We start from the raw sequence: 26,835 nt of genomic DNA, 5'->3' as shown, positions 1-26,835 counted from the left end.
AGTAGGTAGCTACCGTAAAAGGAGGCGTGCTTTGAGCGCAGCCAAGATCAAAGTCTTATGTGTCGATGACTCGGCGCTGATTCGTGATTTATTAACCGAAATCATCAATTCACAGCCAGACATGGAAGTGGTTGCCGTTGCGCCCGATCCCATTGTGGCCAGGGATTTGATCAAGCAGCACAACCCCGATGTGTTGACGCTCGACGTGGAAATGCCACGGATGGATGGCTTGGACTTTCTTGAACGGCTAATGCGTCTGCGTCCCATGCCGGTACTAATGGTGTCATCACTGACACAAAGCGGCTCTGAAATCACCCTGCGGGCGCTTGAGCTAGGAGCTTTGGACTTTGTCGCGAAGCCGAGCCTAGGCATTCGCAACGGGATGATGGAGTACGCCAACGAAATTGCTGAAAAGTTGCGCGCTGCGGCACGCTCCCGCCCCCGCCAGGCCCGTCATAAAAACACGCCGCCTCCTGCACAGTTGAAAGCACCGTTAGTCACCAGTGAGAAGCTGATCATCATTGGCGCCTCTACCGGTGGTACTGAAGCTATACGTGCCGTGTTGGAACCCTTGCCCGCCAATGCGCCTGCTATTTTAATCACCCAACACATGCCGGGCGGTTTTACCCGCTCGTTTGCTGAACGGTTGGATCGGCTGTGCCGGATTACCGTGAAAGAAGCCACTGATGGTGAGCGTGTGCTGCCCGGCCATGCCTATATCGCACCGGGTGATCAGCACCTTGAACTCGTCCGCAGCGGCGCTAACTATGTGGCACGACTCAACGATGGCCCGCCGGTTAATCGTCACCGGCCATCGGTCGATGTGCTGTTTCACTCGGCCTCAAAACATGCCGGCAAGAACGCCATTGGGGTCCTCCTGACCGGGATGGGAAAAGACGGCGCTGCAGGGCTATTAGAGATGCGCCAAGCGGGTGCGCCGACCATTGCACAAAACGAAGAGAGCTGCGTGGTCTTTGGAATGCCCAGGGAGGCGATTGCCGTTGGGGGCGCTGTTGATGTTGTCGCGTTAGACGATATACCAGCGCGCTTGATGGCGCTGGTCGCGTCGTCTGGCCGCGCCCAGCGGGTATAGCGGTAATAATTAAAACAATACGTTATTAAAAAAACGCACCATCAACACAATAAGGGCAACGGGGGAAAGTTTATGGCTCGCTTATTTCGCAATATGAGTATTCACGCAGTAGTGATTGCTGCACTCATTAGTTTTGTCGCTATCGTTGCAGTTTTGGCAAGCATCAGCTTTGTCTCAGACCGCAGTGCGCAGCACAACATAGCCACGCTAGACAGCATCAGTAGTGATCAGCTCAACGAAATAAACCGTGCCGATTCGCTGTTAAACGAAGCAATGTACGCGATGGAAACAGCCTCAAACTATCTGATGGTGGGGCAGACGCGTCAGTCGAATGAGCAGATAGCCCTTGCGGCCGATCGGATTGAGCGCTCTGAGCAGCGTTTTGCGAATTTCGTCGCGACACCTCGGATAACATCGCAAGGCAATACGTTTGCTAATGTCTTGATTGAAGATTTTGAGGACGTGCTGATCCTTTTAAAACAGCAGCTTGTTACTTTCGAAGCAATGGATATCACTACTTATAACCGCCTACGTGGCGAACTTGTGGGGCCGCTGGCAAATTTGTCCGATAGCTCAACTGACTTCATTAATTACGCGTTTCAGCTTGTCAGGGAGATTCGCAGTGATGCCGATGCGCAGGGGAATTTCTTTACCCTGATTAACGCGATTGCGACGTTTTTTGCGCTGCTGCTGACGGTGCTGATTTACATTGGGCTACGCCGTACGGTGATTTCACCGCTGACTGATGCGACTCGCCGCTTGGATAAAATTGCTGAGGCCGACTTAACCGAACCGCTGCCAGCGTCAGGCAAAAACGAGATAGGGCAACTGTTTGCTGCCATGGCGGTGATGCAGCAAAACCTCACGGGTATCGTGTCTAAAGTGCGCGAGGGTAGCAGCGAAATTCATCATGGCACCCGAGAAATTGCCAGTGGTAATGCCGATTTATCATCGCGTACCGAACAGCAGGCAGCCTCCATTGAAGAAACTGCTGCCAGCATGGAGCAGATGACCGCGACAGTGAAGCAGAACGCCGATAATGCACGCCAAGCGAGCACCCTGGCGGCAGATGCATCCACCACCGCTGAGCAGGGCGGGCAAGTGGTCGAGCAGGTCGTGCAAACGATGCATGGTATCTCCACCAGCTCGCAAAAAGTCGCTGACATCACTAGCGTGATTGACTCAATTGCCTTTCAAACCAATATATTGGCCCTGAACGCGTCGGTAGAAGCAGCGCGTGCCGGTGAGCAAGGGCGCGGTTTTGCTGTTGTCGCAGGTGAAGTGCGCAACCTGGCGAGCCGTAGCGCGGATGCGGCTAAAGAGATCAAAACGCTGATTGATGCCTCGGTCTCGCAAATAAAGCAAGGCTCTACCCTGGTAGAGCAGGCGGGCAGCACAATGAGCGACGTGGTTACTGCCGTGCGCCGGGTTACCGACATCATGGATGAGATCTCCGCAGCGTCTCAGGAGCAGAGCGACGGTATTGTGCAGGTTAGCCAAGCGGTGGGGCAAATGGACGAAGTGACCCAGCAAAACGCCGCCTTGGTTCAGCAAGCCACCGCGGCTGCTTCCTCGCTTGAAGAGCAAGCGAGCAGGCTAGAAGAAGCTGTGGCTGTCTTTAAGCTGCTGGAAGCTGAAGGGCAGCGTTATGAGTTGCCGCGGTCTACCGCGCCGGCGCAGCTGGCACCAGCGGCACGGCCTGTCGCCCAGAGAGGCACGGCTCAGAAAAATCACCACGATGAGTGGGAAGAGTTTTAACCGTAATCAACCCTGACTGAATTTCCAGTCACCCTAACCCATGTGTTTGATGAGAGGATGACCAATGGCCGATAAGAACATGAGTTTTCTGGTAGTTGACGATTTTCCCACCATGCGTCGGATTGTCCGCAGCTTGTTAAAAGAGCTGGGCTTTACCAACGTGGATGAGGCTGAGGATGGTCAAGACGCGTTGAATAAGCTGCGAGCAGGCAACTTTGAGTTTGTGGTCTCTGACTGGAACATGCCCAACCTGGACGGCTTGGAAATGCTCAAAGAGATTCGCCAAGACGAGGCGCTCAAAGATTTGCCGGTACTGATGGTGACGGCTGAAGCGAAAAAAGAGAACATTATTGCCGCTGCCCAAGCAGGCGCTAACGGCTACGTCGTTAAGCCGTTCACTGCCGCTACCCTAGAAGAGAAGCTGAATAAAATCTTCGACAAGATGGGTAAATAATGCGGCTGAGCCTTGGTGGCTCGGTGAGCAAGGAGACACGACAATGAGCCAGAATGAGCAGGAAAACACTGCCCAACTGCCTGAAGAAGCCGCTGAAGAGCTTATCCATCGCATCGGCAAGCTGACCCGTATGCTGCGCGATAATATGCGTGAGCTGGGGCTAGACAAAGAGATTGAAAAAGCGGCGGAAGCGATTCCTGACGCGCGTGACCGTCTTCACTACGTGGCGACCATGACGGAGCAGGCGGCCGACCGAGCACTAAACGCTATTGACCGCGCACAGCCGCTGCAGGATCAGCTGTCTGAGCGCGCTGAAGCGCTAGATAAGCGTTGGGAGGCTTGGTTTGAGGCCCCCCAGGAGCTTGATGACGCTAAGGCGCTGGTAAAAGAAACGCGCACTTACCTAAGCGATGTGCCCACCATAACCGCAGACACCAATAAAGAGCTGCTGGAAATCATGATGGCACAGGACTTCCAGGATCTGACCGGCCAAGTCATCAAGAAAATGATGGATGTGATTCGCGAGATCGAACATCAGCTGGTGCAGGTGTTGATTGACAACGTGCCGGGCGCACAAGCGCGCGAAAACATGCAGCGTAAGGCCGAAGATCAGTGGAAAAACGAAAATGCGCGGCGTAACGAGGATCTTCTCAACGGCCCTCAAGTGCAGGAGAATGCCCCGGATATCGTCACAGGCCAAGATCAGGTAGATGACTTATTGGACGAATTAGGCTTTTAATGCGTTGTTATTAAGACATTGTAACAAGCCGCATCTGGCACTATAGGCTTTTGTTCAGCCGCCTTCTAGGGCGGCTGAATTTATGGTGAGCCGCGTACGACAGGCCGGGTAGTAGCATGGCAGATAACGACAGCGATCAGGAAAAAACTGAAGAGGCCACCCCCAGGCGCTTAGATAAAGCGCGTGAAGAGGGGCAGGTGCCTCGTTCCCGAGAGCTCACTACCTTTATGCTGCTATTAGGGGGTGTGATAGGCCTGTGGAGCATGGGGCAGATGCTCTATGACCAGTTAGGCATGGTGATGGAGCAGGCGTTTTTGTTTGAGCGTCGCCAGGTGATGGAGAGTACTCCGATGCTGGTGAACGCCTTGGATCTTGGCCAGCGCACCCTATTTGCCATGATTCCGCTTTTTCTACTGCTTGCCGTTGTGGCGCTAGTGGCGCCTGCGCTACTGGGAGGGTGGCTGGTATCAGCAAAATCGATGCAGCCCAAGCTCTCAAAACTCAACCCTGTCAAAGGTTTGAAGCGCTTATTCGGGCCTCAGGCGCTGGTTGAGCTAGCCAAAGCGATTGCCAAATCGGTACTCGTAGGTAGCGTCGCGGCGGCTTTTTTGTACGTTAATATCGGTAGGTTTATGGGGCTGATGGATCAGCCTATCCAGCAGGCGCTGGTCAGCACGCTCAATATGGCCGCCTTAGCCGCTGGGCTAATTGTGTTGTCACTGGTGGTGGTTATCCTCATCGACGTACCTTTTCAGCTATGGAGCAATGCCAAAAAGCTGCGCATGAGCAAAGAAGAGGTAAAGCGAGAGCATAAAGAGTCCGAGGGTGATCCGCATGTCAAAGGCCGCATTCGTCAGCAGCAGCAGGCGATGGCGCGTGGCCGCATGATGAGCAAAGTGCCGGATGCTGACGTTATTATTACCAACCCTACCCACTATGCGGTCGCACTGTCGTACCAGGAGGGCAGTATGGGTGCGCCCCGGCTCGTTGCCAAAGGGGCCGATGCGGTGGCGGCGCGCATCCGTGAAATTGGTTCAGAGGCGGGTGTGCCACGATTGGAGGCAGCACCCTTGGCCCGTGCCCTGTATCATCATGTGGACTTAGAAGCCGAAGTGCCTGCGGAACTGTATACCGCCGTCGCCGAAGTGATGGCCTGGGCTTACCGTCTGAAGCATGTTGCACAACAAGGAGGCGAGGTGCCCCCCACCCCCGATAATTTGCCGGTTCCCCCGGATATGGATAGTCCCGGCCCCCGCGCCGGTGGCAGTGAGGCGCAGTCATGAAAGGCTTAGGCCAATTGATCAATCAGCGTGACTGGATGGGCGATGTCCGCATGAAGCTGCTCGCTGGGCCGCTGCTGATTCTAATGATTTTGGGCATGATGATTCTGCCCCTGCCGCCGTTTGCGCTGGACTTACTCTTCACCTTCAATATTGCCCTGGCCATTATGGTGCTGTTGGTCAGCATGTTTGCGCAAAAGCCGCTGGATTTTGCGGCGTTTCCGGCGGTGCTGCTGTTTACCACGTTGCTGCGTCTGTCGCTCAACGTTGCGTCTACCCGCGTGGTTCTCATGGAAGGGCACCAAGGTGGCGATGCGGCAGGTAAAGTCATCGAGGCGTTTGGTACCTTCTTGGTAGGGGGTAACTTTGCGGTTGGTCTGGTGGTCTTTTTAATCCTCGTGATTATCAACTTCATGGTAATTACCAAGGGGGCCGGGCGGATTGCCGAAGTGGGCGCCCGCTTTATGCTGGATGCCATGCCCGGCAAGCAGATGGCCATTGATGCCGACTTGAATGCGGGTTTGATTGGCGAAGAAGACGCTAAAAAGCGTCGTGCCGAAGTCGCCCAAGAGGCTGATTTTTACGGTTCAATGGACGGTGCTAGTAAATTTGTTCGCGGTGACGCTATGGCCGGCCTGGTCATTATGGTGGTGAATATTATCGGCGGTCTGCTGATCGGCATGATGCAGCACGATATGGGATTTGCCGATGCGGCCCGCACCTATACGTTGCTGACCATTGGCGACGGTTTGGTCGCCCAGATACCGGCGCTGGTGATCTCAACCGCAGCGGGTGTCACGGTCTCGCGGGTCAATACCGACCAGGACGTTGGTCAGCAAATGATCAGCCAGCTGTTCGTTAACCCCCAAGTGATGATTCTGGCCGCCATTGTGATGGGGCTGCTGGGCATGGTGCCCGGCATGCCTAATCTTGTTTTCCTGATTTTTACAGGGGTACTTGCGGGGCTGGCATGGGTGTTGATCCGCCAAAAAGACAAGGCACTGGTCAAGGAGGAAATTGCCGCGGCCCCTCCACCGGTGCAGGAAACCCCCGAAGCGAGCTGGGAAGATGTCCAACTAGTCGATACCCTGGGCCTGGAGGTGGGACACCGCTTGATTCCGCTGGTGGATTCGCGCCAAAAAGGGGAGCTGTTGGGCCGGATCAAAAGTGTGCGCAAAAAGTTTGCCCAGGAAGTAGGTTTTTTACCTCCAGTCGTGCATATACGCGATAACTTGGAGCTTTCTCCCAACACCTATGTTCTTTCGATGAAAGGGGCGGAGATCGGGCGTGCCGAGGCACAGCCCGGCAAGTGGCTAGCCATTGATCCGGGGCAGGTGTCCGGCGAGCTGCAGGGGACGCCCACTCAAGAGCCTGCGTTTGGGCTTCCAGCCATTTGGATTGATGCCAGTCAGCGTGAGCATGCGCAGGTGTATGGTTACACGGTAGTGGATGCCAGCACGGTCATTGCCACGCACTTAAATCACCTGTTGCACCGCCACTCGCCGGAAATGCTTGGCCGCCAGGAAGTGCAGAAGCTGCTAGACAAGCTGGGGGATGAGCAGAAATCGCTGGTGGAAGAGGTGGTGCCAAAAGCGATTTCTCTGACGGTACTCCAGCGTATTCTGCAGAACCTGTTGGATGAAGATGTTTCTATCCGTGATATGCGTACCGTGTTGGATACCTTGGCGGAGCATGCGGGGCAGCAGAAAGACCCCAATGAACTCACCGCGTTAGTACGCATTGCGCTAGGCCGGGCTATTACCCAACAGTGGTTTGCTGGTCAGGAAACACTCCATGTGATGGGATTGGATGCTCAGCTAGAACAAGTGCTTATTCAGGCGATGAACGGCAACGGGGCTATGGAGCCTGGCTTAGCAGAGACCTTAATGAACCAGGCACAGCAAGCGCTAGAGCAGCACGAAGCCAGTGGTGAAGCCCCTGTATTGGTGGTGCAACACTCGTTACGCGCGGTGCTGTCGCGCTTCCTGCGTCGCCGCATGCGCCATATGGTGGTGATGTCTCAGGCGGAGGTGCCGGATGACCGTACGCTAAGGGTGACCACCATTGTGGGTGGGCGCTAGCGAGCGCAGATAGCCATAAACGCCGATGAAGCGGTGGCAGCCATTCAAGCAGAGGCAAAAGGTAAAGCATGAGTGTTAGACGTTTTGTCGGAGCAAATAGCCGTGATGTGATGCGCCAGGTGCGTGAGGCGCTGGGCGATGACGCCCTGATCCTCGCTAACCGACGCACCGAGGGCGGCGTTGAGATTTTGGCCATGGCAGATGAGGCGGTCGACCATTTTGACCCATCCCCCACGCCAGAGCCGGAACGCGCCGCTACGCCTGCGTTCTCAGCGCCCACCGCTGATCCGCTTCAGGCCATGAGCGAGCGCTTGCTGCGTGAAATGCAGGATATGCGGGAATTGTTAACCCGCCAGCAGCAAGCAACTAGCGCTTCCGTAGCAGGAGATACGTCTACAAGGCTGCGTCAGCTACTTGCTCGCGTCGGTTTTAGCGATGAGTTGAGCAGCGAAGTGCTGGCGGGGCTACCCGACGCGCTTATAACCGCCGCCGATGATAGCGATCAGCCGCTTGTCTGGCTGCGCGAACAGCTGATGGCCCGCTTACCCGTACTGGCCCAGGAAAACAGCTTTTTCGACCAAACGGGCATTGTTGCACTAGTGGGGCCAACGGGTGTGGGTAAAACCACTACCACCGCCAAGCTCGCGGCACGTTTCGTGATGCGCCATGGCACGCGTCCGGTGGCGCTTGTCACTACCGATAGCTTCCGTATTGGCGCCCATGAGCAGCTGCGTATTTATGCACGGCTGCTGGATACACCCATGTATGCCCTCGATGCTGAGCAGCCGATTGACGATCTCTTAGGTCGGTTGCAGGGTAAACAGTGGGTGATTATCGATACTGTCGGTATGAGCCAGCGTGACCAGCGGGTGATTGAACAGATTGCCCACCTACAGGGAGGGCAGTCGTCGGTGCGGTTGGTGCTGTTATTAAATGCCGCCAGCCAGCCAGAAACCCTGGAAGAAGTCGTACTACGCTACCGTCAAGCGGCCCGAGCAGCGGGCGCCGAGCTAGACGACTGTATTATCACCAAACAGGATGAAGCCGGACGCCTAGCACCGGTGCTCGATATTATCATGCGTCATGGAATGCGCGTGCTGTTTGGTTCCCATGGACAGCAGGTACCCGAAGATATGGCGGTGGCGAATCCGGCAGCGCTTATCGATCAGGCGCTGAGCAGCCAAGCAACATCAGCTCGCCAGCCTGCTGCTGCGTCGCTCAGTTTGCCACGCTGGTCGCGGGATGTGCTGGGGCAGGGGCGTCGGCTGTCATCGGTACTGACGAGGCTCCGCCAACGGGTAGCGGATTTTGCGCGCTTAGAGGCGGTATGGGATATAGCGGCGTTGCCAAGCGCCGTTCAGGATGAGCGGCTTGATCGTTTGCTGGCGGGTCCATCCGCAGCAGATAACATCCTGGGGATGGCATGGTCACCTCGTCGCAATGAGCGGGGCTGTGACTGGTCAATGCCCGATATGGGGCTAGACGCCAACGGGGCTTGGGCGGCGCTACCATACTTACAGCATCGTCAACCCGCGGGTTGGCAGCCCCGTCTGGCAGCGCAAGGCGACGCGCTCGGCGTAGCGGTTCATCTACTGCCTGCACTCCCTGATGCCGAGGCGCTGGCATGGCTTGAAGCCCAACATCTGACCTGGGTCAGCCTAGTGCCTGCCGGACAGCGGGTATACTCCCAGGGCGCGCGTTATGCTCAGCGCCAGCTGTTTATCGACAGCACGCTGACGCACCATATCAGCGTGCGTTTCCGTGGTCAGCCGATGCAGCTATGGAGTGCTTACGCCGAGGTGACCGACGCTGCGGGCAATGCGCTACTCGCTTGGTACGGTGAAATACGTGACCCCGAAAGCGCTAAGCGCGTTGCCCGAAGGTATTGGGTGACCCCCGTGCGGTTGGGAGCAGAAGCAGTTTCTCTGCTGGCGACCCAGCTGCAAGGCGAAGGCGTCACTGCCTTGACCAAGCGCGCATGGCAGCAGCTTAAAGAAGCCGATAGCGGTGATATCAGTACAGAAGTGCGCTTGCTAATGGCCAGCGGCGCTGCTGCCGTGGCAGGGCATTTAGACAGTGCTGACGATGACGCTGCTTTGGCGCTGCGTACCGATATTATGTTGCTGCTAGGTACCCAGCGGAAGCGGCGAGATACCGCTTTGCTTGATGGCTTAATTCATGCCTTTATGGCCCGTGATGCGATTCGCCAGCTAGGCAGCGTTAGCCGAGAGGGCGTGGTATGAGCAGCCAGGATCAGGCGGCAGGGCTGCGTAAATGGGCAGATTTACAGCGCCAGCAGCGTGGAGAAATGCCTGAAGATACGCTAATGGCTGAGGCATCTCCCGCCGCACCTGTCTCACAGGAAGCGGCTTCTGCTTATGCTGTATCCGCGATGCAGCCTACCGTAGAGGTACCGCCAGCGGTGAAGCAGCCGCTAGTTGTGGTGGGCTTATCCTCCCATCAATATCAGGTGAATAAAGTCAAAAGTCGCCTCAGCCAATGGTCGGCGCTCGGGCGTCGCTGGGCTGGAAACCCTGATGACTGGGACATACATTTGGTTGATCCTGCAACCGCTAACCTCCCATTGCTATCGGCCCGTTATTCACGCTGGGCATTGTGGGTTAATAGCGATGCGGATGCGTTTATGTCCATGTATCGAATTTTGCGGCAAGTGCATGACAACAAAGGCCCAAAGCGCCTGTTGGCGCTACATGAACCTCACTTGCCACGCCAAGGATTACTCGATAACTTGCGAGAAGCAGCCGCAAGTTATTTAGACACCGAGCTGCTGTTGCTTGCTCGATAAGGGAGCCGCAGCGCTCATAAGTCAGCGGGTATTGGCAGAGGCCACTGCCTATCAGCGTTACCGGGGGAACCTATGCAGCGACAACGCCAGCAAGGCAGAATGAAATTAAAAATTGTCGCGCTGATTCTGCTGATAATGCTTAGCGCCATGGCGCTAGCCAGTCACGTGCAGGCAGCGCCTGGCAGTTGGAGCAGTCACGTTCCCAGCGTCATGGTTGCCATGAGCGATAGGGTCAGCAGCAGCGGCCCCATCGTGGCACCGAATGCAGCGCAAGTGGGCAATGCCGTCATCGACAGGATTCAATGGCGGTATGAGGCACCACCCGCGGCGCTGGTCAATGCGTGGCTATGCCACCCAGAACAGTGCGTTCCACTGAACAGCATGCGAGGCACTACCCTGGCATTGGCAGGTAAGCACGCCGATGCGCCGCTGTATTTTCGTTTTGCCTTAATGCCTGGCCAGCGGCCGGTGCGGATACAGGGGCTACAAGCAATCGTGAATTACCAGTAACAAGTAGTTCAGCCGCGAGGCACGAGGATGTATACAGCACAAGGCAGGATCAAACAGAGTGAGCTGTTAACGCAATACATGCCGCTGGTGAGACGTCAGGCCTTAACGCTGCAGGTGAGACTGCCCGCAAGTATCGAGCTAGATGATCTGATCCAGGCGGGGATGGTGGGGTTATTAGAAGCCCTTGGGCGTTTTGATGCGGCCCAGGGCGCGACTTTTGCGACCTTTGCTAGCCAGCGAATCCGTGGCGCGATGATGGACGAGCTACGCACGCGCGATTGGCTTCCCCGCAGCGTGCGGCGTTCGGCTAGGGCAATGGATGAGGCGGTGCGTCGGCTAGAGCAACAGCTAGGCCGCGCGCCCGACGAGGGGGAGATTGCCCGTGACTTAGGGATGCCGCTTAGCGACTATCAGCAGCTGCTTAATGATACCAATAGCGGCCAGCTGCTGCCGTTTGAAGAGCTTGTCGGAGAGGGTGGAGAGCCTAGCGGCGGCGACGCTGGCAATAGGCTGTTTGACCAGCTGCTGGGTGCCCAGCAGCGGCAAGCCCTGATTGAAGCGATTGAGGCGCTGCCCGAGCGAGAAAAGCTGTTAATGGCGCTGTACTACCAAGAAGAGATGAATTTAAAAGAGGTGGGTGCTGTGCTGGGCGTGACGGAGTCGCGTGTTTCCCAGCTGCATAGTCAGGCTGTTAGCCGTTTACGCGCCCGCCTGCACGATGCCCATTAATCTCTCACTCACGTATTTGAACCCGGCGAGGAGCCGTTGATGAATCCATCTACGCTAATCGGTATATCTGCCAGCATCCTACTGCTTGTCAGCGTACTGTTTTTTACCGCAGAGTCCCCCGAAAGCTTTCTGAATTTGCCAGGCCTTGCGATTGTCATCACCGGCACGCTGGCGGCGACGTTTATCAGCTACCCACTGAAAGAAGTGCTCAGGGTCGTGCGCTTGGTCGGTTTAGTGTTTCGTCGTGAAAACACCTACGTGCGAGACGACATTAATGAGCTGGTATCGATGTCTCGGCTATGGTTTAAAGGCGACGTGCGAGCGGTGGAAAAAGAGCTAGAACATACCCGAAATCCATTTCTACGCACGGGTATTCAGCTGGTGATTGCGAATACCAAAGAGGATGAGATTTTCGATATGCTGCGCTGGCGCATCGCACGGTTAAAAGCGCGAGAACATGCAGAGGCACAAATTTTCCGCACGATGGCCACCTATGCGCCTGCTTTTGGCATGATTGGCACCTTGGTGGGGTTGGTCAATATGCTTGAAGTCATGGATGCAGGCGACCTAGAAGTCATTGGACCGCGCATGGCCGTTGCCTTGCTCACCACGTTTTATGGCATTTTGCTCGCCAACTTAGTGTTTAAGCCGGTTGCCGTTAAGCTGGAGCGGCGCACCGAAGAGCGCCTTATCACCATGAACATGGTGCTCGAAGGCATATCGCTGATTACCAAGCGCCGCCTGCCTTCGTTTATTGAAGAAACACTGAACTCATTTGTTGCTAACTACCACGATGAAATCCGCGACGCTAACGTGAAGCCGCGCGAAGCGCCTAGCCCATCGACAAAAGGGTAGCGCCATGCTGAATAGTGAAGCCCGTCATGCGCTGGAAATGCCCATTGCCGAAGGCGAGGGGGATGAGAGCTGGTTAACGAGCTATCTGGACGTTTTAACGCTGTTGATCACCCTGTTTGTGCTACTGCTGGCGTTAACGCCACCAGGGGGCGGGGAGGCATCGGATAGCGACAACATGCGCTTGGCCAGCGCGATTACATCGCTGCCCCTTGCGACCCTGGCCACGGGTATCAAGCCGCGTCATCAAGGGCTGCGGCCACAAATGGCGGGGCTAAACATTCCTGGTGTCAGCGTTTCCCAGGGCCGGGAAGGCGTCACCCTGCGTATCGATGATAGCCTTTTGTTCCCCAGTGGCGATGCTGTGCTCACGCCCCAAGGGCAAAATGTGCTAGAAAGCCTGACAGCCACGCTTGAGGCTTTTGAAGGTCAAATTTCGGTAGAAGGACATACTGATAATATACCCATTGCTACGTCACGATTCCCGTCGAATTGGGAGCTTTCTGTAGGTCGCGCGATTGCGGTTGTTCGCCACCTTGAACGCCAGGGAATCGCTGTTTCACGAATGCGGGCGGTCGGATATGCCGATACCCAACCCATGGAAAGCAACGCGACGCTAGAAGGTAGAGCAGCCAATCGTCGCGTTGAGCTGTTGCTAAAACAGCAGCTTGAGGGTGAATAGATTTTTTCGAGGCTATTTTTGTGTCGAAGTATCACCCTTTACTTCAGTCGTTTGGCGCACTGCTGGTGCTGGATGCGGACAGTTGGCGGATTCAAGCTGTCAGTAGCAACCTGGCGGCACTCGTTGGCACGGCCGTTACCCACGACCGTGTTCAAACGCTGTCGGGTGTACTGGGTAAGCGCTTGAGCCAGCGGCTGCGCCGGGAACTAAAAGGCCAACAACGTCTAGCTGGGCCGTTAACCTTTACGCGTCCGGCGAGTGCAACGCGTTTTCAGCTTTATGCCTACCGTTCAGGCGCCTACGTTGTGGTGGAAGTTGAACCACTCACACCTATCGCTAAACGGCGTCTATTAGGCACCGTGAATGATCGCTTGCTGAGGCTGACAGAAGCGAGCCACCAAGAAGAGCTGCTCGACTACCTGGTGCGGACTGTTCAAGAGCTGACCGGTCATGACCGTGTGACGATCTGCCATTTTGACAGCGACTGGCACGGTCTTATTGTCGCCGAAGCGCGCGATGACAACCTACCGACGCTGCTTGGCCAACGTTTTCCCGCCAGTGATTTCCCCCTTTCTCTACGTCTTGCCTATGAGCGCCATCCGGTGCGCCTCATTGAAGATGTCGCTGCGCCGGGGGAGCATTTAGTCCCCAGGGACTGCCCTGTTGCTCTTAACGACAGTTTTTTGCGTGCGCCTGCTCCAGAGCGTCAACGTTATCTTCGACGTCTCGGCGTGCGCGGAACATTAAGCGTTGCTATGCAGAGTGATACGGGGCTATGGGGGCTGCTGTTTTGTCATTCGGCGACGCCTCATCCGGTACCCCCTCCCGTGCGGGATGCGGTGCGCATGCTGGTGCAAATGGCGACTCAGCGCCTGCTGCTGCTGCGGGCACGTCAAGAAGCCCGCTATTTACAGCGCGTGCAGGATAGTTTGGCACTTTCAACGAAGGCGCGCGTCGAGCCGCAAAGCCCACAGCAGCTGTTAGCTGACCAGGCGGATACCTGGATGGCCCTGTTTCGCTCCCACGGCGTGGCACTATGGGCGAAGAGCAGCGTTTTTCAGGCCGGCAATACGCCGGCTCCAGAGACCATTAGCCAGCTAGTGAAGCGTTTGGATAAAGCCCATGCCCACAGCGGGCCGTGGTGCACCCGTCATATATCGAAAGAGCCGCTCACCGCGTCGCTGTCCATGCCCCAGCAGTGTGGTGTGCTCGCGGTTCCTCTGCCTGTTAATCCTGCTCAACGAGGTTGGCTGCTGTTTTTTCGTCCGGAACAGATAGAAAGTCTCTACTGGGCAATGCAGCCTAAAACGTTTCCGCAGGAGGCGGCGTTGGCCACCCCCTCGTCGGCATGGCATGAAGAAGTGGTGGGTAAAAGCGAGGCGTGGCAGCGGGTTGAGCGCCTGGCGGCGGTGGACTTGGGTGAAGACCTAACGCTGGCAATTTCGGCTTACGAAATCAGCACGCTTAATATGTACCTGGAGTGCGAACGCAAAGCGCTGGCCGAAGCCAATCAGCGCTTAGAGCAGCTGGCGCATTTTGATCCGCTGACCCAGGTGTGGAACCGCTACCGCATTGAGCAAGCCATCGATGCTGAACTGGTGGCGGCTAAACGTTACGGCGCGGTCTTTGCTGTTTTGCTCTTCGATGTCGATCACTTTAAGCAGATCAACGATAACCATGGCCACAGCCTAGGCGATGACGTGCTGGTATCGCTTGCCCGCTTAGTGGAAGGGTCATTACGCGGCTGTGATCATCTTGGTCGCTGGGGCGGCGAAGAGTTTGTCGTGCTTGCGACGCACTCCGATATTGACGCGGCAGTCGGGTTGGCCGAGCGGCTACGCCACCTCGTGACGACGCTAGAAGTTGACGGGTTAACGCAGCCGGTCACGGTTAGTGTAGGCGTGGCGGCGTGGCACCCCGGTGATAGCTGTAAAACCATCGTCGCCCAAGCCGATAAGGCGATGTATCAGGCAAAACGCACCGGGCGTAATCGCGTTGAAGTTGCGATTAAGGAGCCATTTTGAGGTATTGGAATGATAAGTGGCGGCACCTCTCACCGCGATGGGTAGGGTGCCTGGGAGGCTTATTACTGTTAAGTATCATTTCGCTGGTGGCATGGGAGATGCGCACCTACTACCTCGATCAGCGGGCTTCTGCGCAGTCGCGCACCGGCGCAAGTGCCGATGTGGTGGCGGAATGGCTAGGCAGCGCCCTTGATACCTCGCGCCATGCCCTTGAAAGTGTAGAAGCGCTCTATCGGCTTGCGCGCGAGGAGCGCCTGGCCACCACCGTGCTGACTGACTATTTGACGCAGCAACGCGACCAAGTCGCCCTGTGGGACGAAGTGGGGCTGGTGGATCTGCGCGGTAACGTATTAGCCTCAACGCTTTCGCGTCAGAACACACGGTTTGAGGTGGGGGTACACGATGTTTTTGCTGCGTTAGCCGAGCATGGCGACCGCCGCGATGCCGTCACGCGCCTTTATCAGTCAGAACAAGCAGGTGGGCTACGCTTGCTGCACGTATTACGTGTAGAAAGCAGCGCTGATGAGCCACAGGCCTATATCGTTGCACGGCTAGATCCGGCTTATTTTGTGCAGCTGATGGGGCGTTTGACTCTGAACGACGGCGCGAGCCTAGCGCTATTAGATTCAACGCCCCGCGTTATTATGCAGCGTTCCCAGAGAGGCGCGGAAGTGCCTGCCACGCTGGGCCGTGAGGTCAGTACGCCTGAGTTGGCGCATTTTTTAGCCAGTGGTGACATAGAGGCCACCTGGGAACGCGTCTCACCGCTAGATAACACGCAGCGACTGTTTAGCGTGCGGCGCTTGAGCGATGCACCCTGGTTAGTGATTAGTGGAGAAGACACGACCTTTTATCTATCCGACTGGTGGCGTCGCTTTTGGATTATCTTAGTGATTGTGGGGCTGTTAGCGGCATTAGGGGCAACGGCTTTTCATCACTATCGACGCCTTTACGCGGCAGAGCAAGGCTTACGTGAACACCGTTTTCAACTGACCCAGGAAGTGGCGGCACGAAAGAAAGCGCAGCAAGCCACCGAGCTTGAGGCTGCTCAGCTCAAAATCGCGGCTATGGCGTTTGAAACCCACCTGGGCATGTTTATTGCCGATGCGGATAACCGCATTGTGCAGGTGAACCACACCTTTAGTCAGATTACCGGTTACGCGGAGCACGAGGTAGTCGGACATACGCCCAGCATGTTGAATTCTGGTCGCCATGATGCGGCGTTTTATCGTCAGATGTGGCTATCACTCAATCAGCAAGATAGCTGGCAAGGCGAAGTGTGGAATCGGCGTAAGAATGACGAAATTTATCCCCAGTGGCTGACCATCAGCGTAGTGCGTAACGATGACGGGGCGATTACCCACTATGTCGCCACGTTAAGCGATATTACCCAGCGCAAAGCCGCGGAGCAGGAAATTCATCAGCTAGCGTTTTTTGATGCGCTTACCGGACTGCCCAACCGACGTCTCTTAATTGATCGTATTGAGGCGCGTCAGCAGGAGACACACCAGAAGTCTCATTACAGCGCGGTCATGTTTATTGACCTGGACAACTTCAAAACCATTAACGACAGCCTAGGCCACTATTTAGGCGATGCGTTACTGGTATCGGTGGCTAAGCGGCTAGCAGGGATCGTACGTGATAGCGATACCGCCGCTCGCCTAGGCGGTGACGAGTTTGTGGTGATGCTGCATGAGCTGGGAAGTGACCTTGCGACGGCGGCACAGCATGCAGAAGGCGTGGCTTATAAGCTACTGGCGGCACTCAGGGAGCCGCTGGTCATTGATGACCACCCGCTACAAATTTCAGGCAGCATTGGCGTGACGCTATTTGCTGGGAAGGAGGTAGGCGTCAGCGAAATTTTACAGCAGGCAGATTTGGCGATGTACCAAGCCAAAGCCTCTGGTCGTAACGCCCTGTGCTTTTTTGACCCCTCTATGCAGACCGCCATCATGGAGCGTGCACAGTTAGAGTCCGACCTGCGCCATGTGGTTGAGCGACAGCAGCTATCGCTTTATTACCAAACGCAAGTAAACGAACATGGACAGGTGGTGGGCGTTGAGGCGCTAGTGCGCTGGTGCCATCCCGAGCGTGGGGTTGTCTCGCCGGGCGTTTTTATTCCACTAGCCGAAGAAACACACCTTATTGGCATGATTGGCGAGTGGGTGTTGGAAACTGCTTGTTGGCAGCTAGTCGAGTGGTCGCGGCAGCCGCATACCTCAGCGCTGAGTGCTGCGGTTAACGTTAGCCCTAACCAGTTTCGCCAGGAGGGCTTTGTTGAGCAAGTCAAAGCCGTGTTGGCACGCACTGGGGCAAAGCCGCAGCGGCTAAAGCTAGAGGTGACCGAGTCGCTTCTAATGGAGGACATCGCAGAAGTGCGCTGCCGCATGGAGGCGTTGCGGCAGTTAGGTATTCGTTTCTCGCTGGATGATTTCGGTACCGGCTACTCCTCCTTGGCCTACCTCAAACAGCTCCCTTTGGATCAGCTTAAAATTGATCAGTCCTTTGTTCGAGACGTGCTAGAAGATCCGGCTGATGCCGCGATTGTGCGGACGGTGATTGCGTTGGCCCACAGCCTAGAATTAGAGCTCATTGCCGAAGGGGTCGAGACCCAGGCACATCGCGACTGGCTGAACGCGCAAGGGTGTCTTGCCTATCAGGGCTACTTCTTCTCACGGCCTCAGCCGATTGAATATTTACAGCTACCAGAGACCGCATAGGCATTAATAGCGTGTCTCGGTAGCTAAGGGCCGCTCACACAGTGACTGCATGCGCGCAATCGCTCCATCGGCGCCTTCCAAGCTAAACGTCATGTACCAAGGCTCGCTGGCTTCTTGTTCAAAGCCGATAAATAGCTGTTCGCCCTGGCGCATATCGTCTATCAGGGTCGATATGTCGCTGAGATAGAAGTGTGCGTAAAAACCATCGTCGCCGCGCTCGGTAATAAACTCGGCCATGGTCTCTACGATGGGCTGCTCATCAATGCGTAGCCGCGCCGGAACGAGGTTCACCGCTTTGCTTTCGCCCTGCTGCTGTTCCAGGGTCACACGCATCTCCAGCCAAGGCAGGTCGCAGACGCCCCGCGTCGCGTTAAGGCTGAAAGTGGCATCCGAGTAGCTGTGGGTTTCCACTGCGCGAACATGTCGTTCGTCACCGAGCGCAAGCACCATCGACTGCCAGTGGCCATGATGTTCAGGCTGCTCAATGTTAAAGGTTGCTGCCGTTGCTAAGGGGGCGACAAGCCAAAAAGCGCTGCTTGCCATACCGCGAATGACAGGCGTTAGTAGAGATCGGAGCGTTTGCATGGAGCGTTTCACATAAGAAAAACCTTAGCCTATAGCGTGTGCGCAGAGAACAAAAGCTAACGCGCTGATTTTCCTATATATGGTAGAAAAGTTTACATAAAGTGGCGTATATAGTGTGAAGTCAAGTCTATACTTCATTGCGATGCCACGTATAATCGCCCCATTTGAGTGCTGTACTCACCCCGCTGTGAAGGAGTTTTGCGACATGAGCACCGCTGCTAAGGCTATGAAGACCTCCAATGATGTTCCGATGCAGGCACCTTCGCGGGAGATATGGGATGCCAAGTATCGCCTTAAAGATCGTCATAGCAGCCCTGTTGATCAAGACGTAGCGGCTACTTTCGAGCGGGTTGCACGGGCGCTTGCCGCCGTCGAGGGTGACAAAGCGCAAGAGTGGCTGCCCAAGTTTCGCTGGGCGCTGGAAAATGGCGCCATTCCCGCCGGACGGATTCTGTCTAACGCCGGTGCCGAAGCCTACAAGCCAGCGGTGAGCCTGATTAACTGCACGGTATCACGCACTATTCGCGATTCCATGCGCGACATTCTCGACTCCGTGGTGGATGCAGGCATGACGCTGAAGTCCGGCGCGGGCATTGGCTACGACTTTTCAACCCTGCGCCATAAAGGCGCCTTTGTGTTTGGTGCGGGTGCAGGCACGAACGGCCCGCTGGCGTTCATGGATATCTACGACAAGATGTGTTTCACCGTCGCCTCTGCCGGCGGGCGTCGTGGTGCGCAGATGGGCACCTTCGATGTCGGTCATCCGGATGTGCGTGAGTTTATCCAGGCCAAGCGGGAAGCGGGCCGCCTGCGTCAGTTCAATCTAAGCCTATTAATCACCGATGAGTTTATGGAAGCGGTGAAAAACAACGCCGACTGGCCGCTGGCGTTTCCGCTCCACCCCGGTGAAAAAGAGGACGTTAAGTCGGAAGATCTCATTTACCGTGACTGGCCTGTGATTGAAGAGGGGTATACGGTGGATGCGCAAGGGCGTGTAGCCTGTCGTATTGTGGAAGTCATCAAAGCCCGCGAGCTGTGGGACACCATCATGTCCTCCACCTATGACTACGCCGAGCCGGGTTTCATACTGATTGACCAAGTGAATCGCATGAACAATAACTGGTTTTGCGAAGATATTCGCGCCACCAACCCCTGTGGTGAGCAGCCCTTACCGCCGGAAGGCGCCTGTCTGCTAGGGTCGATCAACTTGACTCAGTTTGTGATCGAACCCTTTAGTGATAAGCCACGTTTTGACTGGGAGCGCTATCGTAAGGTGGTGGCCATCTTTACCCGCATGCTGGATAACGTGGTCGAAATTGCGGGCCTGCCGCTACCGCAGCAGCAGCGCGAAATCGAAGCAAAACGCCGCCACGGCATGGGCTTTCTGGGGCTAGGCTCGACACTGACAATGCTGAAGATCCCCTACGGCTCTCAAGCGTCACTGGCCTTCACCGAAGAGGTCAGCCGTCACCTTGCCCTGGAAGGCTGGAAACAAGCGTTAGAGCTTTCTAAAGAGAAAGGCATGGCACCGGTGCTAGCGCAGGAGCACACCATTACGCCAAAGATGATGCGTGAGCGCCCGCAGCTGGCCAGCGACGGCTATGAAGTGGGTGATAAGGTGCCTGGGCGCATACTCCATGCGCGTTACAGCCAGTACATGGCGAAAGTTGCCGAGTTAGAACCCGAGTTAGTGGCGGCACTGGCCGAGCACGGCGCGCGCTTTACCCACCACAGTTCGATTGCGCCGACGGGAACCATTTCACTCTCCATGGGTAATAATGCCTCTAACGGTATCGAGCCCTCGTTCTCACACCGCTACTTCCGCAATATTATTCAGTCAGGCAAGAAGACCAAAGAGCAGGTCGAAGTGGTGTCGTTTGAGCTGGCGGCCTACCGTCACTTTATCGCCGCCGATGCGGTAGAGAGTGATTTACCCGACTACTTCATTACTGCTGACTCCGTGTCACCTGAGCAGCACGTCGCCGTACAGGCGGCCGCCCAGCAGTGGATTGACTCGGCTATTTCAAAAACGGTGAATGTACCCACTGAGTTTCCGTTTGAGAAATTCCAGAACCTCTACCTGCAAGCCTACGAAAGCCGTTTGAAAGGCTGCACCACCTTCCGCTTTAACCCGGAAGCTTTCCAGGGCGTCTTAGTTCGCGAAGATGACCTTAAAAACACCACCTATGTGTTTGAGCTGGAAAACGGCGAAACCCTTGAGTTAACCGGCGATGAAACGGTGATTTACGACGGTGAAGAGCATAATGCCGCCAACTTGTTTGATGGCTTAAAAGAGGGCACCTACGGCAAATGGTAAGTGCGGGCAGCACTTTACTGACAACACCACGCACACCTTTGCTAAGTGGAGAACATTATGGCTGTTGAAATTACGTCAAAAATCGTTGGTTATCGCATTAAGCAGCAGGAGCAGGCGGCACCTACTCCTGAGCTACTCGAAGAAGACCCGCTTACGGTGCGTATACCCTCGCGCCCGGAAGGCACGTTGGAAGCCGTGTCAGAAAAGATTTCTTACGTAGGCGCTGAAGGGCGTAAAAAAGTTTATTTACTGGTCTCTTTTATGCCCGTAGAGGGTGTGGTGGGTGGGCGCCAGGTGGTGATTGAGCGGCCCGTTGAGTTTTTCTTTCCCTCTGGCCAGCTTTCCAGCGAGCACCAGTGGATCACGGCGACGATGCGCAGCCTATCGCTGGCCGCCCGCGGTGGCTATGTCACTCAGGCGGTGGCTGACTTGCGTAAAGTGGCATGGGATAAAGGTTTAGTGCGCTGCGGGATGAACCGCTGGAATAAACCGATGTTTCACGACTCAGAAGTCGCCGCCATCGCATGGTCGATTCAGCAAATTCTCTATCGCCGTGGTTTTCTTGATCAGGATGGCAGCCAAGTGCCGGTGGAAACACTGGTGGAGCGCTATGCGCACCGCATGCAGCATGGTCATGCCTGGCAGCCTGAAGAAACCGAAGCCGCTCCCGTAGAGCAGGGCGCGGTGGAAGCGATTGATGGCTCTGGTGCGGCGGTAAAAAAGCCTGAAGGCAGCGGCCCGGCAACGGTGGGCAACTGTCCGGAGTGTCGCGGCGAACTGATCATGATGGACGGCTGCCCTACCTGCTACGCAGGCTGCGGTTGGTCTAAGTGTGGTTAATAAAGGTAGGTGGCTTACAAGAGGTCACTAAAAAGCCGCGGGCCTAGGGCCTGCGGCTTTTTTTATACGGGCTGCTCAAGTAGAGGCCTTACGCTATCAGTCAGGTAACAGTCGTCAAACTCGCCCTCTGTGGCTAGGGCATCCAGGTTAGGAATAGTGACATGGTGGCGATCACGGAATACCAGCCCCTCCTCATTTAGCACACTAAATGTACGGCTGACATGCACAGGGCTTAGCCCTAAGATATCGGCGAGCTGCTCTTGTGAGAGGGGTAAGCGAAACTGGCCGCCAATATCGCGGTTGGTTTGGCGCAGACGAAGGTACATTTCGTGGAGGAAGTGGGCCATTTTCTGCTTTGCGGTTCGTCTTGCTATATTGACGAGGCGTTCGGTCAGCAGTGCCTGTTGACGGCTGCTGATGGCGAAGAGCACCGAGGTCAAGGTCAGCGATTGGCGAAATATATCCAGCATGCGCCTATGGGGGAAGTGGCACACTACGCCATCCGTAATCATACGGACGCTGTCTAGCCGCTGCGAAAAAGCAAATTCGCGTAGGCCAATAATATCGCCGGGCAGAAAGACTTCTAATATCTGCCGGTCGCCGTTTTCAAGATGGCGAAAGGAGTACGCCCAACCGCTTTTGATCGTGCAGAACTCGTCTGCCGAAGCACCGGACTCCCAAAGCAAGGCACCCGCCTTGATGTCGGTCGGGCTCTGCTCTAGGGAGTCCAGTAACTGTTTTTCCTCTTCCGTCAGCGAGCAGTAGTGACTAAAGTGGCGAATAATACAGCTTTTATTCTCTTCCACAGCTTACGTTCTCCTCAGGTGTTAACTGTCCCTATTGCGTCTTATGCTCAATAATATAAACACAGCGCACTAATTTTGCTCGCTCTTTTAAATGTCCTAAAGGTTAGCAGGGCAAGCGTTAGCCTGCCCGAGCGATGTGGTTTAGGCGCCTTTGGCGGCGCGGTGTCGGCGGGCCAGTAGCGGGGCCAAGAAACGACCGGTGTGAGAAACCTCTTGTTTGGCAATCTGCTCTGGGGTGCCTTCGGCAATAATTTTACCACCGCCAGAGCCCCCTTCAGGCCCAAGGTCAATAAGCCAGTCTGCAGTTTTGATAACGTCTAAATTATGCTCAATCACCACAATGGTGTTGCCGTGATCGCGCAGCCGGTGGAGCACGGTTAGCAGTTGACGAATATCCTCAAAGTGCAGGCCGGTGGTAGGTTCGTCCAAAATATACAGCGTTTTGCCGGTATCGCGCTTGGCCAGCTCGCGGGCAAGCTTCACCCGCTGCGCTTCACCGCCCGATAGAGTGGTCGCGCTCTGCCCTAAGCGTATGTAGGAAAGCCCTACATCTAAAAGGGTCTGCAGGCGACGGGCAATCGCGGGCACCGGGCTGAAGAATTCCAGCGCATCTTCCACCGTCATCTCCAGCACTTCATGGATAGTCTTGCCCTTATAGTGAATGTCCAGCGTTTCACGGTTGTAACGCTTGCCCTTACACACATCACAGGGCACGTAAATATCTGGTAGAAAGTGCATCTCGACCTTGATCATGCCTTCGCCTTGGCAGGCTTCGCAGCGCCCTCCCTTGACGTTAAAGCTGAAACGACCCGGCTTGTAGCCCCGTGAGCGCGCTTCTTGGGTACCCGCAAACAGTTCACGAATGGGCGTAAAAATCCCGGTGTACGTCGCAGGGTTAGAGCGCGGCGTGCGGCCAATCGGGCTTTGATCAATATCAATGACTTTATCTAGCTGATCTAGCCCCTCTATTTTCTCATAAGGCGCGGCGGTCAGCGTGGTCGCCCGGTTTAATTCCCGCGCCGCAATCGGCATCAGCGTGCCGTTGATCAGGGTGGATTTGCCCGAGCCGGATACGCCGGTAATCGCGATAAAAAGTCCCAGAGGGAGGCTGAGGGTAACATCTTGCAAATTGTTGCCCGTGGCCCCGCGCAGTACCAGCTGCTTTTCCGGGTTGCCGGGTATCCGGTAGGGCGGTACGGCGATTTCACGCGTACCGGATAAGTACTGGCCCGTGAGCGAGTTGGGGTTGTCCATCACATCTTGAGGCGTGCCTTGGGCGACGATTTCACCGCCGTGAACGCCAGCGCCAGGGCCAATGTCCAGTACGTGGTCTGCAGCACGGATGGCATCTTCGTCGTGCTCCACAACGATCACCGTATTGCCTAGGTCGCGCAGCCGCTCCAGGGTTTTCAACAGGCGGTCGTTATCCCGCTGGTGAAGACCAATAGATGGCTCGTCAAGAATGTACATCACGCCCACAAGCCCCGCGCCGATTTGGCTGGCCAGGCGAATCCGCTGGGCTTCACCACCGGAGAGGGTGTCGGCGCTGCGCTCTAAATTCAGGTAATCCAGCCCAACATTGACCAAGAACTCTAAGCGGGCATGGATTTCACTGACGATTTTATCGGCAATTTCGCCTTTGCGGCCCGGTAGGCTTAGGTCTGCAAAGTAGCGCCACGCGTCGCCAATGGGCAGGCGCACGATATGAGCGATATTGTGGTCATCGACATAAACATGGCGGGACTCTTTGCGCAATCGTGAGCCGTCGCAGGTAGCGCAGGGCTGCACCGCAATATACTTGGCGAGGTCATCGCGGACCATATTGGACTCGGTTTCACGGTAGCGCCGCTGCATATTGGGGAGCACGCCTTCAAAGGCGTGTTCGCGCGTCACTTTGCGGCCACGATCGCCGACGTACACAAACGGAATTTGCTCGTTGCCGCTGCCGTTAAGAATGATCTCACGCTCGTGGCGGGCAAGCTCACTCCACGGTGTTTCCAGCTCAAATCGGTAGTGCTTGGCAAGTGCCTGTAGCTGAGTAAAGTAGTAAATATTGCGCCGATCCCAGCCTTTAATCACCCCTTCAGCCAGTGAGAGCTCCGGGTGGCTAATGAGCTTGTCAGGATCGAAGAACTGCTCAACCCCTAAGCCGTCACAGGTAGGGCAGGCGCCGGCTGGGTTGTTGAAGGAGAACATGCGCGGCTCAAGCTCAGAGAGTGAGTAGCCGCATACCGGGCAGGCAAAGCGCGATGAGAAAGCGAGATCTTCCTGTTCGCCATCCATAAAATGGATCATTGCCGTGCCGTCAGCCAGGTTTAATGCGGTTTCAAACGACTCCGCCAAGCGCTGGGCGATGTCATCGCGCACTTTAAAGCGGTCAACCACGACGCTGATATCATGCTTCTTGCGTTTATCCAGCGGCGCGATATCGTCTAACTCCAGCACCTGGCCGTCGATTTGCACCCGCACAAAGCCCTGGGCGCGCAGCTCAGCGAGCAGCTGCAGATGCTCGCCTTTACGCCCCTTCACCACCGGTGCAAGCAGCATTAGCTTGGTACCTTCGGCGAGGTTCATCACCTGATCCACCATCTGCGAAATGGTTTGGGCTTCCAGGTCTTCGCCATGCTCCGGGCAGCGAGGTGTGCCGGCGCGGGCAAACAGCAGACGTAGGTAATCGTAAATTTCGGTGATCGTACCGACCGTCGAACGGGGGTTGTGTGAGGTGGACTTCTGCTCGATGGAGATCGCCGGAGAGAGCCCTTCAATGTGATCTACATCGGGCTTCTCCATCATAGATAGGAACTGGCGCGCGTAGGTGGAGAGCGATTCCACGTAGCGGCGCTGCCCCTCTGCATAGAGCGTATCAAACGCCAGCGATGACTTGCCGGAACCGGAGAGCCCGGTAATGACAATCAGTTTGTCACGGGGCAGCTCCACATCGATCTGCTTGAGGTTGTGGGTGCGGGCGCCCCTGACCAGAATGCTGTCCATCAACACCTCGAATCGCATGGCAAAAGCGTAATTATACGTTTCCGGTACCCCTCCCGGCAAAACTGCTTGCAGCGAAACGGCGGCACTGGGCGTTTCCAGCCTGGGTACAAAGCGCTAGAATGGGCGGTTATCTTAGGCCGTTCGGCCCATCCACCATACACAAGGGCATTATGCGCAAGGTTTCTGCACTGCTGATGGCCACTGAACGCCGTGCAATCAGCGGCTTGGCTGGCCTCTATGCGTCTCGTATGTTGGGGCTTTTCATGGTGTTGCCCGTGTTGGCGCTGTATGGCGATACGCTTGCAGGGTCGACACCGCTATTAATAGGCGTGGCGTTGGGCATGTATGGGCTGACCCAGGCGGCGCTGCAAATACCGTTTGGCCTGCTCTCCGACCGCATAGGGCGTAAACGTGTCATTGCCATGGGGCTGGTCATTTTTGCGCTAGGTAGCGTTGTGGCGGCCATGGCGGACACCATTTGGGGTGTTATTTTAGGCCGGGCGCTCCAGGGCAGTGGGGCCGTCGCCGCAGCGATTATGGCGCTGCTCGCGGATCAAACGCGGGAACACGTGCGCACCGTAGCAATGGCCACTATCGGTTTATCGATTGGCGTGTCGTTTGCGATCGCTATGGTACTAGGCCCGTGGCTAGCGGCTTGGGCAGGCTTGTCGGCGGTGTTTTGGTTTACCGCCCTGCTCACCCTAGTGAGCCTGTTCGTGCTTTGGCGCTGGGTGCCACCCGCGCCACGCCGTTTGCGTCACCGCGATGTCGGGTTGGATCGTCAGCAGTTGAAGTGTGTTATTACTCGTCCTGACCTATGGCGCTTAGATTTTTCCATCTTTGCTCTGCATCTGGTGCTGATGGCCATTTTTGTGGCGATTCCGTTTCGGCTACTCAATGCGGGGGTCGCTGTTGAGTACCATGGGCTGGCCTACTTGGTCGTCATGGCGCTCTCTTTTGTCGCCATGGTGCCGCTGGTGATTGTGGCTGAAAAGCGCCAGCGGATGAAGCTGATGTGCTTGCTTGCCATCGGCGCTATCGGGATTAGCTTAGGAAGCTTAGGATTGCCGCTCTCTCAAGGGCACTGGCTATTCGTATGGCTGTTTGTGTTCTTTACCGGGTTTAATCTGCTGGAAGCAACGTTACCTTCAATGCTGAGTAAGCTAGCCCCGGCCGGTGCGAAAGGCACTGCCATGGGGGTGTACTCCACTAGCCAGTTTTTAGGTGCGTTCTTGGGGGGCACCCTTGGTGGAGTGCTGGCGCATCACTGGGGCCTTAATGCGGTGTTTATAGGCTGCGCGTGCTTGGCACTGGTATGGTGGCTGGCTATGTTGCGTATGCCATCGCCGCCGCCATTATCCAGCGAGGTCGTTGCGCTACACGATACGCAGCCCGACACGTTAGATCTTTTAATGGAGCATCTCGCGGATGTTGTAGGGGTTGAGGACGTGATGGTGGTGCCTGAAGAGCGCCTTATGTACTTAAAAGTGAATCGTCAGCAGCTTGATCGGGCGGCTTTAACTAAGTTGATTTCGCCGCCTAAGACTTAACCCTGCTAAGCTGCTCAG

The 26,835-nt window shown here is 55.9% G+C and carries 20 protein-coding genes; 17 read left to right on the top strand and 3 right to left on the bottom strand.

All coding sequences use genetic code 11. The features are described from left to right. Positions 1–31: 31 nt before the first annotated feature. From LOS15_RS13395 to LOS15_RS13330, 14 genes are all read left to right on the top strand, one after another. A complete protein-coding gene (locus tag LOS15_RS13395; RefSeq protein ID WP_263066439.1) occupies positions 32–1,093 on the top strand; it encodes a chemotaxis response regulator protein-glutamate methylesterase in 1,062 nt (353 codons plus the stop codon). Positions 1,094–1,165: 72 nt separating this feature from the next. Further along, positions 1,166–2,851 carry a methyl-accepting chemotaxis protein gene (locus LOS15_RS13390; RefSeq protein ID WP_263066438.1) on the top strand — a complete coding sequence of 562 codons (1,686 nt, stop codon included), beginning with the start codon at positions 1,166–1,168 and terminating at the stop codon, positions 2,849–2,851. Between the two features lie 64 nt (positions 2,852–2,915). Then, positions 2,916–3,305, top strand: a complete 390-nt coding sequence (gene cheY / locus LOS15_RS13385) for a chemotaxis response regulator CheY (protein WP_249979001.1) — start codon at positions 2,916–2,918, stop codon at positions 3,303–3,305. A 43-nt stretch (positions 3,306–3,348) separates the two neighbouring features. Continuing rightward, positions 3,349–4,044, top strand: a complete 696-nt coding sequence (gene cheZ, locus LOS15_RS13380) for a protein phosphatase CheZ (protein ID WP_263066437.1) — start codon at positions 3,349–3,351, stop codon at positions 4,042–4,044. 116 nt (positions 4,045–4,160) lie between these two features. After that, the gene (gene flhB / locus LOS15_RS13375) at positions 4,161–5,327 is read left to right on the top strand and encodes a flagellar biosynthesis protein FlhB (RefSeq protein WP_263066436.1); all 1,167 of its coding nucleotides are present in this window, start codon (positions 4,161–4,163) and stop codon (positions 5,325–5,327) included. Then, positions 5,324–7,405, top strand: a complete 2,082-nt coding sequence (gene flhA, locus LOS15_RS13370; RefSeq protein ID WP_263066435.1) for a flagellar biosynthesis protein FlhA — start codon at positions 5,324–5,326, stop codon at positions 7,403–7,405. Before flhB ends, flhA begins: the two co-directional genes overlap by 4 nt. A gap of 68 nt (positions 7,406–7,473) precedes the next feature. Then, positions 7,474–9,648 carry a flagellar biosynthesis protein FlhF gene (flhF, locus tag LOS15_RS13365; protein ID WP_263066434.1) on the top strand — a complete coding sequence of 725 codons (2,175 nt, stop codon included), beginning with the start codon at positions 7,474–7,476 and terminating at the stop codon, positions 9,646–9,648. Next, entirely contained in the window at positions 9,645–10,211 is a 567-nt protein-coding gene (locus tag LOS15_RS13360) for a hypothetical protein (RefSeq protein WP_263066433.1), read from the top strand. The genes flhF and LOS15_RS13360 overlap by 4 nt, the downstream gene beginning before the upstream one ends. A gap of 72 nt (positions 10,212–10,283) precedes the next feature. Continuing rightward, positions 10,284–10,721 (top strand): flagellar protein FlhE, encoded by a 438-nt coding sequence (locus LOS15_RS13355; RefSeq protein WP_263066432.1) that lies wholly within the window; start codon positions 10,284–10,286, stop codon positions 10,719–10,721. A gap of 27 nt (positions 10,722–10,748) precedes the next feature. Further along, positions 10,749–11,450, top strand: coding sequence for an RNA polymerase sigma factor FliA (locus LOS15_RS13350; RefSeq protein WP_263066431.1), 702 nt, complete (start codon positions 10,749–10,751; stop codon positions 11,448–11,450). 39 nt (positions 11,451–11,489) lie between these two features. Further along, complete coding sequence (locus LOS15_RS13345; RefSeq protein ID WP_263066430.1) at positions 11,490–12,305, top strand: motility protein A; 816 nt, start codon at positions 11,490–11,492, stop codon at positions 12,303–12,305. Between the two features lie 4 nt (positions 12,306–12,309). Further along, positions 12,310–12,984 (top strand): flagellar motor protein MotB, encoded by a 675-nt coding sequence (locus LOS15_RS13340; protein ID WP_263066429.1) that lies wholly within the window; start codon positions 12,310–12,312, stop codon positions 12,982–12,984. A 20-nt stretch (positions 12,985–13,004) separates the two neighbouring features. Continuing rightward, positions 13,005–15,008 carry a sensor domain-containing diguanylate cyclase gene (locus LOS15_RS13335; RefSeq protein ID WP_263066428.1) on the top strand — a complete coding sequence of 668 codons (2,004 nt, stop codon included), beginning with the start codon at positions 13,005–13,007 and terminating at the stop codon, positions 15,006–15,008. Then, entirely contained in the window at positions 15,005–17,728 is a 2,724-nt protein-coding gene (locus LOS15_RS13330) for an EAL domain-containing protein (protein ID WP_263066427.1), read from the top strand. The genes LOS15_RS13335 and LOS15_RS13330 overlap by 4 nt, the downstream gene beginning before the upstream one ends. Before the next feature lie 3 nt (positions 17,729–17,731). Here LOS15_RS13330 and LOS15_RS13325 read toward each other — a convergent pair whose 3' ends face one another. Further along, positions 17,732–18,313, bottom strand: coding sequence for a hypothetical protein (locus tag LOS15_RS13325; RefSeq protein WP_263066426.1), 582 nt, complete (start codon positions 18,311–18,313; stop codon positions 17,732–17,734). A 205-nt stretch (positions 18,314–18,518) separates the two neighbouring features. Between LOS15_RS13325 and LOS15_RS13320 the strand changes: the two genes are divergently transcribed. Beyond that, positions 18,519–20,630 (top strand): adenosylcobalamin-dependent ribonucleoside-diphosphate reductase, encoded by a 2,112-nt coding sequence (locus tag LOS15_RS13320; RefSeq protein ID WP_263066425.1) that lies wholly within the window; start codon positions 18,519–18,521, stop codon positions 20,628–20,630. Between the two features lie 57 nt (positions 20,631–20,687). Beyond that, a complete protein-coding gene (locus LOS15_RS13315; RefSeq protein WP_263066424.1) occupies positions 20,688–21,470 on the top strand; it encodes a ribonucleoside-diphosphate reductase in 783 nt (260 codons plus the stop codon). 62 nt (positions 21,471–21,532) lie between these two features. Here LOS15_RS13315 and LOS15_RS13310 read toward each other — a convergent pair whose 3' ends face one another. Together LOS15_RS13310 and uvrA are read right to left on the bottom strand one after the other, a co-directional pair. Next, a complete protein-coding gene (locus tag LOS15_RS13310) occupies positions 21,533–22,276 on the bottom strand; it encodes a Crp/Fnr family transcriptional regulator (RefSeq protein ID WP_263066423.1) in 744 nt (247 codons plus the stop codon). A 141-nt stretch (positions 22,277–22,417) separates the two neighbouring features. Beyond that, complete coding sequence (uvrA, locus tag LOS15_RS13305) at positions 22,418–25,267, bottom strand: excinuclease ABC subunit UvrA (RefSeq protein WP_263066422.1); 2,850 nt, start codon at positions 25,265–25,267, stop codon at positions 22,418–22,420. 170 nt (positions 25,268–25,437) lie between these two features. Here uvrA and LOS15_RS13300 point away from each other — a divergent pair, with 170 nt between their 5' ends. Next, entirely contained in the window at positions 25,438–26,817 is a 1,380-nt protein-coding gene (locus LOS15_RS13300; protein WP_263066421.1) for an MFS transporter, read from the top strand. The last annotated feature ends 18 nt before the right edge of the window (positions 26,818–26,835 follow it).

Origin of the sequence: Halomonas sp. 7T, assembly GCF_025643255.1 — a bacterium.
In the GTDB taxonomy this organism is placed as follows: domain Bacteria; phylum Pseudomonadota; class Gammaproteobacteria; order Pseudomonadales; family Halomonadaceae; genus Vreelandella.
Note: the sequence above shows the minus strand (reverse complement) of the source record. Positions and strands in the feature narration are given on the sequence as shown.